We start from the raw sequence: 16,145 nt of genomic DNA on the forward strand, positions 1-16,145 counted from the left end.
CCAATTCATAAAGCATGCGGCCTTTGTTTCTATATTCATTGGCCAGGCACCAAATCAAATATTAAGCGAGAAACGAATAAAGATGAAATCAAATACCCATTACGAAGTAATCATTGTTGGAGGAAGTTATTCAGGTCTTGCCGCTGCGATGGCATTGGGGAGATCATTGAGAAAAGTGCTCATTATTGATGGGCAGCAGCCCTGTAACCGGCAAACACCTTTTTCTCACAATTTTATTACCCACGATGGTCGTCCTCCCCATGAAATTGCAGCAATTGCCAGAAAACAAGTTTTAACCTATCCAACCGTACACATACTTAATGATTTGGTGGTAAAGGGAGTTAAAACTGAAGCCGGGTTTCAGGTTGAGACACTTGAGGGCAAGGTCTATAAGGCGGACAGGCTTGTTTTTGCCTCGGGTGTCAGGGACTTACTACCCGAAATTAGTGGCTTGTCAGACTGCTGGGGCATTTCAGTACTTCATTGCCCGTATTGTCATGGATATGAGGTGAAGGGCGCCGATACCGGAATCCTTGGGAATGGTGAATTTGGCTTTGAATTTTCAATGTTGATCTCCAATTGGACCGATAGGTTAACGCTGTTTACCAATGGTCAATCTACCCTGAGTCCCGAGCAAACGGCGAAGCTTCAGCGTGGCAATATCAAAATTGTGGATAAAAAGGTGGACCTACTGGTTCACAAAGATGGCATGATTAGCCATCTTCATTTTGAGGACGGTACAAGTCATCCAATTGAGGCGGTTTATACACATGCTCCATTTGAGCAGTCGTGTAAAGTTCCCGAACAACTGGGATGTCAGCTAGATGAGGACGGCTACCTCATGGTAGATTCCAGGCAAAGAACGACGATTGAAGGTATCTATGCCTGTGGTGACAATACAACGCGAATGCGCACAGTGGCCAATGCCGTAGCCATGGGAACAACTGCGGGAATGATGTTGAATAAGGAAATGGTGTTGGGAAAATTTTGAATGACAGGCAAAGTTGCCGAAGTGTATCAAACCGGAACAGAGCGTTCTAATGACAGTTGCAGGAAACGGCAGTTTTCACTACTTTCATCTTGGTAACCCTGGTGACATACCATATCTGGCCTGTGGCCCTCCAATGCAAAACGATTCACTGCTACGGAATTAAATATCAAAGGGATGAAAAAAATAATTTTATTGATCGCTTGTGCGCTCTTATTGTCTGAAAGCAAAGCCCAGGGTGTTATTGGCGCCTGGGAAGCATTTGAAACTACCGAAAATGGGGACACCCTGAGAAGCGTGGTTCTGTTTGCGGACGGCTATCAGGTATTGACCACATATAATGCCTCTACTGGTGAATTTGTTCACTCCAATGGTGGCACATGGAAGCTGGATGGGCCTATCATGACGGAAAAAGTAGAATTTCATTCAGACAATTCGGAACGGGTAGGAGCTGAGGTAAGCTTTGAAATAAGTGTCAGTGAAAGCACATTGCAAATTGTAAAGAGTGGTAAGGAGTTTACGAAAATTGACAATGGTGCGCCGGGTGAATTACAAGGAGCCTGGTTAATGTCTGGAAGAGTAAGTGAAGGCAAAATGCAGTCACGAGATACCAGCAGGTCGAGAAAAACCATGAAAATTCTGTCCGGAACCCGGTTTCAATGGATCGCCTATGACACAGAAACAAAGCAGTTTATGGCCACAGGTGGAGGCACATATACCACTATGAATGATGAATACACCGAGAACATCGAATTCTTTTCGAGGGACCAATCCAGGGTTGGCATGAGTTTGAAATTTGGTTATGAACTTGTTGATGGGAATTGGCACCATTCAGGTTTCTCCACCAAGGGAGACCCCATCAACGAAATATGGAGTGTGCGGAAATAGCTTGAATAAGATGTTAACTGATACCGGAGATGTCGCTCCTGCGGAGCTCGAAGCTGTCCATTGTTTTGGTGTTATTTACATTCAGCACCTCTGGCGCCGAGGGTTTCCTCATCATTATTTGATAGGAGACGTGCACACATAAGCCCAGACGAAGCGATTCCGAGAAGGCTTCGAGATTGTCTTTCTGAAGGATTGCTCCGTAGGAGCTCAATGTCAATGGATTTTTTGAAAATCAATAGGAAAGCTGCGTAGCAGCGAAATGTTGTCTTTCTACGATGCGTGTGAGTTTGAATAAGATGTTAATTGAAACGGGAGATGCCGCTCCTATGGAGCTGGGAGATGTTTTATGCTTTTGTGCTATTGATATCTAGCACCGCAGGTGCTGATGGTTCCTACCATCATTTGAGAAGGGGATTTGCACGGATAGCGTCAATCCAAATGATCTCAGTGATTGCTATCGAGATTCCCTTTCTGAGTCATTGCTCCGTAGGAGCTCAATGTCAATAGAAATTGTAAGAATCAAATGGGAGCTGCGTAGCAGCGGAATGTTGCCTTTCGGCGAGATTTGCATTGGGTTGAATATGGTGTTAGTTAATACGGTGGGATGCCGCTCCTACGGAGCTGAGGGCTTTCCGTTGTTTTGGTGTTATTAACATTCAGCACCTCTGGCGCCGAGGGTTTTCTCATCATTATTTGATAGGACACGTGCACACATAAGCCAAAACGAAACGATTCCGAGAAGGCTATCGAGATTGTCTTTCTGAGACCTTGCTCCGTAGGAGCTCAATGTCAATAGAAATTGCAATAATCAATGAGAGCTGCGTAGCAGCGGAATGTTCCCTTGGGTGATTTGCATTGGGTTAAGTATGGTGTTAGTTAATGCGGCGGGATGTCGTTCCTACGGAGCTGAGGGCCGTCCATTGTTTTGTGTTATTAACATTCAGCACCTCTGGTGCTGAGGGTTTCTCATCATTATTTGATAGGAGAGGTGCACACATAAGCCTCAAACGAAATGATTTCTAGAAGGCTATCGAGGTTGTCTTTCTGAGTCCTTGCTCCGTAGGAGCTCAATGTGAATAGAATTTTTGAAAATCAATAGGAAAGCTGCGTAGCAGCGAAATGTTACCTTTCTACGATGCGTTTGGGTTTGAATATGGGGTTAGTTGAAACGGGAGATGTCGCTCCTACCGAGCTGGGAGATGTTTTATGGTTTTGTTCTATTCTCATTTAGCACCTCCGGTGCTGAGGCGCTCAAACCCCTGATTTGCTTTTACCCCCTCGTTGTGTACTTTTAGGTCTTTCAAAAACTCTACGAGCCATGAATAATCCGCTTTGGTTGATGACCTCCGCTTTTGATCACCTGCAGCTACCTCAAATCATAGAGAAGGCACAGCAGGTAGGTGTGCAGGGCCTTGATCTGTGTGTCTTTCGCCGGGATGGGACTCGGGCAGACCATGTAGCCACCCATTTGGACTATGAAGGCTTTGGACCAGAGGAGGCCAAAAAGGTGATTATGCAGTTCAATGCCACCAACCTGAAGCTCTCCATCGGTGCATTCGAGAACTTAATCGGTGGAGACGAAGGAGAACGACTAAAAAATCAGAATCATCTGCTCAAACTCATCCGCATTGCCCATCTGCTGGGTGGAGATGCCAACGATGTGAAGGTGGGTACCTTCGTGGGCTACAACCATGAGCTGGGCGTGCAGGAGGGGGGCTTTCAGCGAAACCTGGAAGCCTACCAGCAAGTGTTTACACCCATCGTGAAGTATGCCGCAGACATGGGGGTGACCGTCCTTTATGAAAATTGTCCGATGGAAGGCTGGAGGTCGGCTGGCTACACCAGCACGTACAACAACCTGCCCGGGGTGCTGGCCGCCCGCAAGCTGATGTATGAGATGATTCCAAGTTCTGCGCATGGGGAAATCTATGATCCGTCGCATGATGTATGGCAGGGCATCGACCCCACGGAAGTGATCAAAGCGATGGACATCAACAGGCTCCATCGCATACATGTGAAGGCCACCCGAAACCTTCACAACGACACCCGAACGCATTGGGGAGCCATGTACCCCATGCAGTCGGTAGATCAGGCGTTGGCTCAGAAAGCAGGCGTACCCGTACCCGCACATGATTGGGACCGGCACAACTATGAAGCCATGATGCCTGGATTTGGCGGGTCAGACAGCATGGACTGGCGTGCCTTTGTGGATGAGTTGATGAACAGAGGGTTTGATAGGCCTTTCGAAATGGAAAATGAGGCTGCACTGAGCAAAGCCACAGGCAATGATGGCGCCATTATGCAAGGGTACAGAGCGAGCTTGCTTTTTCTGGCCCCTATGCTTTGGCCCCTGACTGATGCAGGTTATCAATATAACCACGCTGGAGTAACTCCTCTAAGGGAGCCACCAGCTCAGAACGTGCCCATTGTCACCATGAAAGAACTCCGTTAGGCACAGTCGTCACCCGGGGCACAAGCGGGCCCGTCGATGACTTCTATAGGGTTGGCATTTTCCTTTTTCCATTCTTCAAAAGACTTTTGAAGGGTCTGCATAAACACCTGCGTGTCCTGCGCACCACTTACCCCGTATTTCCTGTCGAAAGCAAAAAAGGGAACTCCCCGCACACCCACCTGCTGTGCTTCATAGATGTCTCTGCGCACCGCCTCGGTATAGTCGTCACTTTCCAGCGTAGCTCGTACTGTAGCACCATCCAATCCGATTTCCTCACCTAGAGCCACCAGGGTTTCCAGATCGTCGGTGTTTTTTCCTTCAGTAAAATAAGCCGAAAAGAGTCTTTCCTCAGCTTCATCCTGTTTGCCTTGTGTTTTGGCGTAGTGTGAAAAGCGGTGGGCCTTCATAGAGTTGGCCACCACCGCCTGGTCGAAACGATAGGAGAGCCCCACCTGAGCGGCCATGTCCGTTACATAGTCATTCATACGCTCAGCCTCTTGTATACTGATGCCCTTGTGTTCGGCCAGGTATTGATGGATGTTTTTCGAAGGATCCGTGACCATGTGAGGAGAAAGTTGGAAGCTTTTCCATGTGATGGCTACCTGGTCCTTATCCGGAAATTCCGCCAGAGCGGCCTCAAATTTCCGTTTACCAATATAACAAAAGGGACACATCACGTCACTCCATATTTCCACTTCCATTTTTTGCCCTGCAGTATTCATTGCTACGATGTTTTTTTAGATTCAGACCTTCTAACAAAAAACCTAGGTTTAGGTTCCGATAGGTGCCTGAAAACTAGATGATCGAAATTCGGACTTTTTTCTTTTTGATGCGGGTGTTGTCCAGGGTCTTTACCACCCCGTTGGCTTTCGCCGAATGGATGGCCACAAAAGCACAGTCCTGCTTGATTTCTATGGTACCCACTTCTTCGCCGCTCAGGTTAGCTTGTTTGAAAAAGATCCCGGCGATATCACCTTTGGAAATCTTGTCTTTTCGGCCGCCGGAGATGAAGAGCGTACTCCAGATAGATGGGCCGGGCAGGGCGGTTTTGGTCAGTTTTTCTTCTTTGGCTCCCTTGATAAAATCGGGGAGGGGTTCTTTCTCCCACTGTATGAGGTAGGCCGTTCCTTCCTGATTCATTCGGGCTGTTCGTCCGTTTCGGTGGGTAAACTCCTCTTCTCTGGGAGGCAGCTGGTAATGGATGATAAACTTCAGTTCGGACACATCCAGTCCGCGGGCAGCCAGGTCTGTAGCGATGATCAGCTGATGCGTGCCGTTCCTGAATTTGATCAGTACGCGCTCTCTGTCCTTTTGCTCCATTCCGCCATAGAAAGTGCCATGGCTCACCCTGTTTTTGGTAAGGTGGTCACTCACATACTGGATGGTTTCTTTGTAGTTGCAAAAGATGATGCCGGGTTGGTTGCCAATGTGACCAAGAAGAGCGGTCAGTGTCTGGAGTTTGTCCTTGTCAGGAGAAGTAACCTTTTTCAGTTGCAGCTGTGAGGTTTTTTCACCCAGGTAATCAATGTAAGTGGGGTTTCTCAGCTCCACAAAACCGGGAATCTCTACACCGTGGGTAGCAGAGGTCAGGATTCTCTTTTTGACTTTGCGCAGGCCGCTTAGGATCTCACGCATTTCCTTTTCAAAGCCCACTTCCAGGGATTTGTCAAATTCGTCCAGCACCAGGGTTTTGATGAATTCAGTAGGCATATTGTCCCTTCTGAATCGATCAGCAATACGGCCAGGCGTTCCAATGAGGATGGCCGGCCGGTGCTTCAGGTCCAGCTTGTCTTTGGAGCCTGCACGACCACCGTAGATGGCGTTTACCTTGTGACCTGTACCCATTTCGCGGAGTACCTGCTCTATCTGCAGGGCCAGTTCTCTGGAGGGTACCAGTATCAGCACCTGTACTTCCTCACAGTCTGCTTCCAGTTCCGAAAGGATAGGCAGTAAGAAGGCGAGGGTTTTTCCGGTACCGGTAGGGGAGAGCAGCACCACATTGGCGGTGGAGTGAATGGCCTGGCGGGCTTCTTCCTGCATCGGATTGAGCTTTTCAATCTTCAGCTTGTCCAGTATGTCCTGTTGATTTTTTAATGTACCCATGATGATGTGCTCCCTTATAAAAATTTGAGTGGGCAAAGATGGGGTATTTATTGCTGGTATGCCGGGTTTAGTCCGGGTAGGTCCTGATCAGGAAGGGGAAGGTCGGGATGAATTAAGGTTCAAACCACTAAAAAAGGAAACCGTGAGGGCTGTGCCCCCACGGTTTAAACCTACTCATTACACAATTCAAAAACATTAATCTTTGAGGATTCTGGTCGTATAGGTACCTGTTTGATCTGTGATTTCAATGAAGTAGATTCCGGTTGGAACCCGGGTCAGGTCAAGTGTGGTGATAGAGCTGGCGGCAAATTCTCCGCTCATCTCCATGACACTTATACCCAGCAGGTTGATTAATCGTACTTTACTGGTGGCACGGTTTTCATCGGGCAGCTGAATATGAAGCTTACTGGTAGTCGGATTAGGGAACACCGATATCCCATAACCTTCCGCTTCTTTGGCTGTTCCCATTACAGCGCCCACCGTCAGGTTGATGGTTTCTACACTTACTGCTCCATGCGCATCGGTGGTGGTGAAGGTCAGTGTTGTTTCGCCGATAGTCTTAGATGATATTAAGAACTTATCTGAGGCAGCAAAGACCTCTGCAATACCGTTTTCACTACTTGTGACTGTGAACGTAAACTCATCTCCGTCAGGGTCACTAAAGAACTCGCCGATGAGGTACTCCAGCGCTTCACCTTTGATTTGCACCAATGGTTCGGTAGCGATCAGTTTCGGAGCCTGGTTGGTATGGGCCACTTCGGCATTCAAGGTTACTTCCGCTGTAGCACCGTACTCATCTGTAGCCACAAAGGTGTAGCTATAGGTACCCTCGTCTCCATAGTTGGGCGTGAGGGTGAGGGTAATCAGCCCATTTGATTCGGCGAATGATAGATTTGAGTACTCCTCTACTGCCGTCACCGTGAATGCATTGTTTTCACTATCCGTCACTTCAAAGCTCGCTACCAGGGTGTCATTTTCGTGGACGAAAAGCGATGCAGGCACTTTGGCAAACATGGGCGCTTCATTCATGTGGAGCGACACGGGGATTCTGGCTTCCGGGTTGTTTGGATCGTTGGAGGTGATCACCACCTCTGCAATCTGATCACCACGTTTTGCCAATGCACCGCTAAAAGCAAGGCTGATAGAAGATTCTGCACCCATTGCTACTTCACCACTCAGGTCAGAAGTAATGGTAAGCCAGGGAGCATCGCCAGCGGTTTCCTCTGCGGCATACATCAGCCAACCCATCGTTTCGAAAGAGGCTACTTGCTGCAAGTTGTACCAGGAGCCTTCATCGAAGTAGTAATATCTTCCAGGGACAGTCTCCTGTCCGGAAACAGACCCCTGAGGGTACTGAATCCCTAGCGGATAGGTGATGAGTACATAGAAATCCTCATTAGGATAGATGCCTGCTGGCTCATCCAGAGCAATCTGATGCCATGCACCTACTTCATCATCTCCTGATCCGGTAAAGGTCATTTCACCTTTTGCCAGTATCACGGTCTCATCTATAGACGAGCTGCCTGCTCTGACCTCTACCATTAGTTTGCCTGTTGTGGTGGTTTCGGGGTTGAACCAGGTTTCGACATGTGAAATGTTGAAACCTTGCTCACCGGCATTGTATCGGGTGGCCAGGGTGAAAGGTGCTCCACCACCAATTCCTATGAAGGTATCGGGGGTTTCCTTTTCTGTATGGCTCAAAATCCGGTTGTAAGAAGCACTGGTGCGTGCTTTGCTGGTCAGTTCCTTTTGCAGACTTTGAGATTGGAGCGTGAGACTGGCTGGTTTTGCAGCCGCTCGTTGATTGCTTGCGGAAGTAGCTCCTGCCCTGCCATAGTCAATGCTCACTTCATACTGGAGGGCTGACAGTCCCTCGGTATTGCCAAAAACAATGCTGCCAGTAGTTGCTTCGTCCATGGTATTCATCACCACATCTACTTTTTCTGTGGTGACGTCCATGGCCGGTGGTTCGAACCCTGTTCCTGTCATGATGATGTCGATCTGACCAATGTTGGTAGTAAGCACTAGCGTATCTCTGAAGTCTCCGGAGTAAGAGGGTGCAAATACCGCTCTGGTCTCCAATGCATCTCCCGGTTTGATGGTGAACGTAGGTGTGGTCCATGCCCATGGTGAGTACAGCTCTGAGATGTCTGCCCACCGCCACTCAGGTCCGAACCATCCGTCTACCAATGCCCAGATTTGTAAACTCATTCCTTCCGCACCGCTTTTCATTTGGGCCCAGCTCACATCCACCTGAGCAGATCCTTCATTGGTCATTTCCAAATCCAGATAGTTGGACAGAGGAGCCCCCCATTCCATGGCGATCATTTTGCTTCCAAAATCTACGGCTTCTTCCACTGCCAACACAGCCTCTCCGGTTACTGTCAGTTCCACTGGTTTTTCCAGATTTTCACTACCAGGAACGTTGGTTTGTATTTTCAGTACTTGTGAATATGTGCCCCCGTAGATGTTTTGCGCATCGATTCCGATCTCGCCGACCAGGGTAGTTCCGGGCGCTACCGTATAGGTTTCTGCCGGCACCAGTATATAAGCCAGTCCGCTGCCATGGTCGAGATTGTTCTGGTTGGAGATTCCTACGCCGTTGGCAGAACTCTCCTGAATACCCACTGCTGTGAAGGTGGAAGTAAGGTCTGATCCAAATTCTTCTACCTGGTACTGGAACTTCATGCTGCCATTTTTATATAAAATGAGCTGAGCAGAAATAGGATCACCCATGCCCCCGAAATTGTTTACGAGGTAGCTCCAGGTGATGATAATCTTGTCATCATAAAACTGGTAGAATATTCCCACTTCATCCTCAGGGAAGAAGTACGTATCAAATCCTCCAAAAGTCCAGTAGGGCATAATGAAGGTACCATCATATCCCGCACTTGGGATGGCATCATTGAAGAACATTACTTCAGGATCTTCTTCCAGGGATACGATACCATTTTCACCTATTTTGATGGTCTCATATTCCTGGCCATAGACCGTCACAGGGAAGGGGAGGGTCAGGTCTCTCCAGAAGTCTGCTTTGTCAAATACGTCTTCAGCGAAGGGCATTTGGGTACCTGTTTTTCTGATGTCGATCCACTGATAGAATTCACCGGCATTGTACTTCTGATAGGCGTACCCGTGAGAAGTGGCGGATATTTCCGTGTCGAAGGTCAGCCATTGCTTCCCGGTGATGGTGAGCGATAATGGAGCCAGTCCGGTATTTTCGATGGTAAAAGGCTCGGTAGCTGTTTCTCCATAAGCGAGGGTTTGCTGCATTGCAGACAGGTCTGCGTTGATCGCCGGAGGATCTACCACTGCTGCAGATGTATAAATAGTGCTTTTGGTTCCACCCGAATAAGAGATGGTAAGCACATCTTCCAAAGTGGCGGTCGTAGCTGTGGGAACGACTATTTCATACTTTTCATACAGCCCAGGTTTGATGGAGACAGGTTGGGAGCCTGCCAGTGTGAACGCGTCATTGGCGAAAGCCATATCCGTGATGCTCACATTGGCAGTTCCTTCATTTTTCACCGTGAAAACTGCCTTGCGCACAGCACCTTGAAAGACATCACCAAACTCAACAGTATCCATGGATACCACCGGAAGAGGAGTTCCTCCAGAGGTGATCTCCAGCTGTACCAACGCACTGGTTTGTAAGTTGGCCGGATCATTACTGATGATGTTGACGTATCGTTTGGTCGTGCCTTCTACCAGCGTGGAGGTGTTCAGGGTTAAGTTCACGAATGCACTGCTGTCTGGTGCCAGGATGCCCGAAGCATTTTCGATACTACTGATGATATTGGGGCCCGGGTAGTCAAAACCCAGTGCGAGACCGCTGTATAATGTAATCTTCTGGTTGAAGTTGTGAACGAGAATTCCATCCGCCCGATTTAGATCTTCAATCAAAATGGTCAGATAGGATTGAGACCAGGAGTCAAAGCCCATTTCGTCATAATAGAACCTGATGTCTCCGTTGGAGTGAAGGACCATTTGAGCAGTGATGGGGGCATTGTATCCGTCTGTTACATTGTGGTATTGCACAATTACACGGTCAGCCTCTACCTGATAGAACACCTGTCCCTGAGCTGAGAAGTCCAGAAATGTGCCCAATGGGGAAATATATCCTTTTGGACTATAGAAATTATTGAGTGTGGGCGTGTTGACGGGTCGCACACTGTTGTCAAAGGTGGTGAAACCTTTTTGGGCGATGTAAAGTGTCTTTAATGACTCTCCGTAGTAGGGAAAGTCAAAGCCCATGTCTACTTCAAAATAAGCTCCATCATCTTTGATCGTTTCAGTCACGTCTATGCCCGAGCCAGAGATATCCTGAAAGTCATAGGCAATGGGGTTGGTTTCCGACGCATCGCTGGTTTTATACTTATAACCATACGTGTGGTAGGAAGACGGCCAGTCATTACTCACTCCTTTGGTGTCAAAACCGGGAATAAAGTATTTTAATGGGTAGGCACCTGTGTTTTTAACAACTACTTCAGCATTGATGACATCACCAATTGTTACATTGTCCACCACCTGCTCGGTAGGAGTGATGCTGATCTCGGAAGTTTCGGCTCCCACTCCGAATAATGAGATCTCATAAGTCTGATCGCCATTGGTGACAGTGAGGAGTCCGTTGGCATTGCCGGATGCGGTCGGTTGATAATTAAGCTTCAATATGACCTCTTCCCGAGCCTGTATTTGCCATGGGGCATACCCGTCTATGGCAAACTGATCGCCAGTTATATTGAAGGACGGGCTGTTGAAGTTGCCAAAACCCTGGTTGTCCAGAACGATTTCCATAGTTTCAGAGGTACCAATGAAAACACTTCCAAAATCAACGATATCTGTATGGACAATGCGCGGCTGATGACCACTTACATTCAGACTCACGGGAACCCTTAGTTCCTGCTGGCTGGCATCATTGGAAGCAAGCACCAGGTTGGCATTATACGTGCCATTGATGAGGGTGGAGGCTTCTGCGGTGAGGGTAGCAGTCATCTCACTGTTCCCTTCTATATCTCCATTGGCTGGATTCAGCGTCAGGTAAGTGCCCAGGTGTTCGTTGTAGCTATCGGCAGCCACTGCGAATGCAAATTCCTTGCTATCCAGCAGATCTTCCAATAGTGCCCAGGTGCCACCCAGGTCAAAGGACATGAAGCAATTTTCAGAATATTTTGGGTCAGTCTCATAACCAATACCCAAAGGAAACAGGTTTCCTGCAGGTACGTGGAAGACAAGCCAAAAGGTAGAGCCTGACCCAAAATATAATTGTTCGTTGAGGGTAATATATGCCCAGCTTTCACCTGAGCTCCAGTTGCTGTGCTCCTGGGCGTAAATCAGATTTTCTTTGGATGGCGCATCACCTTCATACACTTCCATGATCACCGGTCCCAGTGCGGGATCGTGCTTCAGGTACATGCGGGCCTGAGTTAGGTTAAAACCTTGCGCTTCAGACACCATAAATTTGGCAGCGGCTGAGTTACTCAGGTTAATGTCTGTTTCACCGATGATGTTGGTGGCCCAATCAACGTACGATTTGACCACAGGATCGAATGAGGATGACTCTGCGGAGTTACCTCTGAGCTTATCCTGGCTATCGCTTGCGTTGCGCTGCATTACTTTCGCCGAGGAAGCCTTTTTAGAAGCAGTTGCGGTAGGGTAGTTCAGACTGGCCGCTCCATAGGCAAGTGCGGAGTTGCTGTGACGTGCGAAATGCTCCCAGCGCAGGATGCCCGCAGCCTGGTTGAGGATGGTAAGGTCGTGAGTGGCGGTTGTACTTCCGGAAACGTCTACATTCAATGAGATTTGCAGGCTGTTCTCGTCTACCGCGATGGAAGGTCCTTCGTTGGTGGTTTCTGAAATCACATCGGAGAGTTCGGATACATTGCCCCACCTGTCTGTGGAAGTGATCGCAAAATAATAGGTGGTTAGCCCCAAAAGGTCGTTGACTTCATAGGTCACATCACTTCCGGCAGATTGAGTGTTTTTAATGGTTTGCTTGGAAGCTGAGGTAAGATTGGCACTGTTGATGGGTGCTGTATGGTAGTAAAGGGAGAAGGAAACCGGAGTTCCGTCATCTTCGTCTGCGGGTACTTTCCAGCTCAAAGTGGCAAATTCCTGAGCGATTCCGGTGACGGTAAGGTCAGAGATTGTCGCTGGAACCTTGCCCAAATCATTCTTAATAGCCAGTGCTGCGTCTATGGCCCCAGAACCGAGAAGGCCTTCGTAACCGGCATTCAGGGCAGAGATGTCCACTACCCCTGTTTGCAGTTTGTTCCAAAGCTCAGTGTTGGTGATCTGAGTAGGGCTGTTGACCAGTGCCAACGCGGCGATTCCGGAAACATGAGGACATGCCATCGAGGTACCTTCCAGGTACGCGTACTGGTCATTGGGGATGGTACTTAATACGCCGTTTTTGGTTCCATATTCGGTGTCCCCACCAGGTGCTGAAAGTTCTATCCATGTTCCATAGTTAGAGTAAGCCGCTTTTTTCCATTCCGGGCCGATAGAGGCCACTGTGAAGGCACTTTCGTAATACCCAGGGTACCAGTCCGCATCGTAGTTAGCGTTTCCTGCTGCAAAAATGACAATCCCGCCTTTCATGGGGCTGCCTTCGTAATCTCCGGCTTCCGCAATGAAGTAGTCAATGGCATCCAATACGGACTGTTCCACTGAACCAGGGTAGGAATAACCCCAACTGTTCTGAGAGATCACTGCTCCATTGTCAGCAGCGTAAACGAACGATTTTTCGATCGCCGCTCCACCAAGGATCTGCATGGACATGATTTTTACGCCGTTTCCAGAGCCATCTCCACCTGCTACCCCCGAGATGCCTATTCCATTGTTATTGATGGCTGCAATGGTGCCTGCCACGTGGGTAGCGTGGTACTGGGGGTCTATTTCGCCTATTTTTCTTTGAAAATTGTAGCCGTGGATATCGTCCACGTATCCGTTGTTGTCATCATCTACGTCTGGTTGGCCATTCAGCTCTTTTTCATTGATCCAGATGTTTGCTTTTAAATCCTCATGGTTCACATCCACTCCTTCGTCGTGTACGGACACGATGATGTCACTTGCTCCCGTCACACTGGTCCAGGCTTCAAAAAGGTTGATATCCGCATCTGCAAATCCTGTTTGCCCGGTATTGTCATAGTGCCATTGATCTGCCAGCAGTGGATCATTAAATGGGAGGCTTGCTTGCCGGCTGGTGGAGGTGGAAGGCACATAGGCTTTCACTTCATAAGGGGCAATGACTTTTACGCGCTCCGCTTCAGCTACTTCTACTTCATCTAGCATCATAAGCTGTGCGGCAGCGGCTTTTGGGTTGATGTCTTCACTGATTTCCAGTATGTACCAGAGGTGAAGTCCATGTTTGTGGAGCTTGTCTTCTTTTGCCGGGTTGACAGGGAAGAGCCTGTACATGTCAGAGGCTTTCACCTGATTGGCAGTGGCATCAAACAGCTTCAGGCCTGTGACCAGTTCGTTTTTCTTACTGGTGACCGTCATTTGCTGGAGGGAGGAAGTCATCTCCGGTGAAAACTTCACCTTAACAATTCCCTTTTTCACGCCCGGCTCTATCTTTTGTGCCCAGCCAAGTGTGGCGCACAAAGTGAATATTAGCGCGAGCAATATTCGGTTGGTCTTAAAAGGTAAAAAATGATTCATAGTACGATTGGTTTGGATTCTAACTAAGATTTCTTTTTAGGGGACTTGGGAGGTTGCTGCTTATTGCTGATCTCACTGAGGAGCTTCGCAAAGGCATCATTCTCTTCTTTCCGTTTTTTAATCAGATCGTTGATTAATTTTTGGTCTTTGTCCTTGTCTTTCAAAGCTTATTTTGTTTACGGGGCAACAACACAAATAAACTTTGGGAATTGGAGGGATCTAAATAATTGGCCTTTGAATAAATACTACAGAGACGTTTTTGACCATAGAATTACCACTCAGAGGGAGGTTTCTTACCTTAACATTACCATAACAAAATGGTGTAAAATGCTCTATTTATTGAATGGGAGTGCTTTTTTAGGAAATCCCCAGAATTGCTCTTTTTAGTGTAATGACGAGAGGTAAGTGACCAGATTGGAGGTGGTATTGGTAAGGTTGAGCTTTTTTCGGAGGCGTGCTCTGGCTACTTCTACACTCTTCACGCTCTGCTGGGTGATGGCCGCTATCTCTTTAGAGCTCATGTTGAGCCTCAGGAAGGCACAGAGTTTCTCATCGGCCGGTGACAGGTCGGGGTGGAGTTCGTGGAGCTTATTGTAGAAATCAGTATGAACCTGATTGAACCTCAATTCAAACTCGGCCCAGCTGTCGTTATCCGCCTCTCTTTGCAAATCCAGGATAATGTTGTGAATCTCCTTGTAGTTCTCCGGGAGTACGTTGGGCTGTAACTTCAGCAGTCTTTCAGCTACACTGTTGATAAGCTCATTCTTTCTGATCAGATACATTACATTGGTGGTGAGCTCCTTATTCTTGATCTCCACGTCCTGTGACAGGTTTTCTTGCAGCAGGGCAGTTTGCCGGGCACGGGAGCGAATGATCACGGTTATGAGGATGGCAATCAAAAGGCCGATAGATAACGTGATGATGATAGTGATGTACCGGAGCCGCGCCTGGCGCCGCTCTTCTGCTCTGGCTTTTTCTGCTTTGTCAAAATCATATTGCAACTGCAAGCGGGTAATTTCTCTATTGGCCTGCATGTCCCTGAGGCTGTCACTTTGGGCTTTGAAGGTCTTATAGGTATCCAGAGAGGCTCCCGTCTTACCTTGTGCTTCTTCTATTTCGGAAAGGCATAAATAGGCATTCATGGTAGTCTCCATCGCGCCGATTTCCTCTGAGAGCGCAATGGATTTTTTGGCAAAGGGTTCCGCTTTATCAGGTTGATCCAGCCTCAGGTAATAGTTGCCAAGGATCACCAGAGATTTAGCAATTTCTGCTTTATCTCCGTATGCTTCCCGCACCTTAAGGCCTTCCAGAAGGTATTCGATGGCCTTTTCGGGCCGGTCCAGGTCCACCATGTAAAGTTTGCCCAGGTTATTGAGTGCGGTACCCTGTAAGGGGTGGTTGTTGGATTCTTTAGCCAGCCGCAATGCACTGGTGTAATATTGGAGCGCCGAGGAGGTGTCCCCCTTGGTCTGGTAGATATTGGCGATGTTATTGTGAAGAGTAGGTAGTCTGAAGGTGATTTCAGCAGAGGGCTTTTGCAGATTGAGCAGCATTTGTGCTTTGAAATACTCATCCAACGCTTTATCATACTCGTGCAGCCGGTCGTAGATTACCCCGAGATTGTTGTGCATGGCCAGCAGACCCAGGGTGTCTTTGATGTCCTCGTAATAAAGCAGGGCATTGAAGTAGTTGATGGAGGCATTTTTGTAATCACCCATCGACAGGTATACGTTGGCAATGGCCCTTACTGTTTTGGCTTCAAACTCTTTGATTCTGGATCGGATAGCAATATCATTGGCCTGCTTGGCCGCCTCCATGGCTTTCTGGTAGCTTTCATGATGATAGAGCTGACTGATTTCCAGCAGCGCATTGATTTTTACTGTATCCTCCTTGCTGGTATTGACCAAAAGGTAAAGACTGTCCATTTTAATTTTATCCTGAGCCATCAGCGGATTGCCAACCAATAACAACAGGATAATATAATGGAGTCTGAATCTCATTGATACAAATAAAGTGATTTTTGCGGGTTCACCGCAATGATTGCAGAGAGTGCAG

General features: G+C 48.0%; 9 protein-coding genes. 3 read left to right on the forward strand and 6 right to left on the reverse strand.

Going from position 1 to position 16,145, the window contains the following annotated elements; translation table 11 throughout:
* Window positions 1-82 precede the first annotated feature (82 nt).
* Window positions 83-991, forward strand: coding sequence for an NAD(P)/FAD-dependent oxidoreductase (locus RIH33_RS16570; RefSeq protein WP_406655001.1), 909 nt, complete (start codon window positions 83-85; stop codon window positions 989-991).
* 174 nt (window positions 992-1,165) lie between these two features.
* Window positions 1,166-1,876: a membrane or secreted protein gene (locus RIH33_RS16575; RefSeq protein ID WP_406655002.1), complete on the forward strand. Its 711-nt coding sequence runs from the start codon at window positions 1,166-1,168 to the stop codon at window positions 1,874-1,876.
* Window positions 1,877-1,889: 13 nt separating this feature from the next.
* Here the strand turns inward: RIH33_RS16575 and RIH33_RS16580 are convergent, their stop codons facing one another.
* The gene (locus RIH33_RS16580; protein WP_406655003.1) at window positions 1,890-2,087 is read right to left on the reverse strand and encodes a hypothetical protein; all 198 of its coding nucleotides are present in this window, start codon (window positions 2,085-2,087) and stop codon (window positions 1,890-1,892) included.
* A gap of 1,107 nt (window positions 2,088-3,194) precedes the next feature.
* Between RIH33_RS16580 and RIH33_RS16585 the strand changes: the two genes are divergently transcribed.
* Window positions 3,195-4,328 (forward strand): sugar phosphate isomerase/epimerase family protein, encoded by a 1,134-nt coding sequence (locus tag RIH33_RS16585; protein ID WP_406655004.1) that lies wholly within the window; start codon window positions 3,195-3,197, stop codon window positions 4,326-4,328.
* Here the strand turns inward: RIH33_RS16585 and RIH33_RS16590 are convergent.
* The 5 genes from RIH33_RS16590 to RIH33_RS16610 form a co-directional block, all read right to left on the reverse strand.
* Window positions 4,325-5,050, reverse strand: coding sequence for a DsbA family protein (locus RIH33_RS16590; protein ID WP_406655005.1), 726 nt, complete (start codon window positions 5,048-5,050; stop codon window positions 4,325-4,327). The two genes, RIH33_RS16585 and RIH33_RS16590, sit on opposite strands and share 4 nt — an antisense overlap.
* A 73-nt stretch (window positions 5,051-5,123) precedes the next feature.
* Window positions 5,124-6,431: a DEAD/DEAH box helicase gene (locus RIH33_RS16595; RefSeq protein ID WP_406655006.1), complete on the reverse strand. Its 1,308-nt coding sequence runs from the start codon at window positions 6,429-6,431 to the stop codon at window positions 5,124-5,126.
* Window positions 6,432-6,626: 195 nt separating this feature from the next.
* Window positions 6,627-14,090, reverse strand: coding sequence for a S8 family serine peptidase (locus tag RIH33_RS16600; RefSeq protein WP_406655007.1), 7,464 nt, complete (start codon window positions 14,088-14,090; stop codon window positions 6,627-6,629).
* Window positions 14,091-14,113: 23 nt separating this feature from the next.
* Window positions 14,114-14,254, reverse strand: a complete 141-nt coding sequence (locus RIH33_RS16605; protein ID WP_406655008.1) for a hypothetical protein — start codon at window positions 14,252-14,254, stop codon at window positions 14,114-14,116.
* 219 nt (window positions 14,255-14,473) lie between these two features.
* Window positions 14,474-16,090, reverse strand: coding sequence for a tetratricopeptide repeat protein (locus RIH33_RS16610; RefSeq protein ID WP_406655009.1), 1,617 nt, complete (start codon window positions 16,088-16,090; stop codon window positions 14,474-14,476).
* Window positions 16,091-16,145 lie beyond the last annotated feature (55 nt).

The organism is Marinoscillum sp. (genome assembly GCF_040222955.1).
Lineage (GTDB): Bacteria > Bacteroidota > Bacteroidia > Cytophagales > Cyclobacteriaceae > Marinoscillum.

Coding starts and splice junctions, on each gene's coding strand:
- RIH33_RS16590 (WP_406655005.1), bottom strand. CDS start 5,050: ATGAATACTGCAGGGCAAAAAATGGAAGTGGAAATATGGAGTGACGTG.
- RIH33_RS16595 (WP_406655006.1), bottom strand. CDS start 6,431: ATGGGTACATTAAAAAATCAACAGGACATACTGGACAAGCTGAAGATT.
- RIH33_RS16600 (WP_406655007.1), bottom strand. CDS start 14,090: ATGAATCATTTTTTACCTTTTAAGACCAACCGAATATTGCTCGCGCTA.
- RIH33_RS16610 (WP_406655009.1), bottom strand. CDS start 16,090: ATGAGATTCAGACTCCATTATATTATCCTGTTGTTATTGGTTGGCAAT.
- RIH33_RS16575 (WP_406655002.1), top strand. CDS start 1,166: ATGAAAAAAATAATTTTATTGATCGCTTGTGCGCTCTTATTGTCTGAA.
- RIH33_RS16585 (WP_406655004.1), top strand. CDS start 3,195: ATGAATAATCCGCTTTGGTTGATGACCTCCGCTTTTGATCACCTGCAG.
- RIH33_RS16570 (WP_406655001.1), top strand. CDS start 83: ATGAAATCAAATACCCATTACGAAGTAATCATTGTTGGAGGAAGTTAT.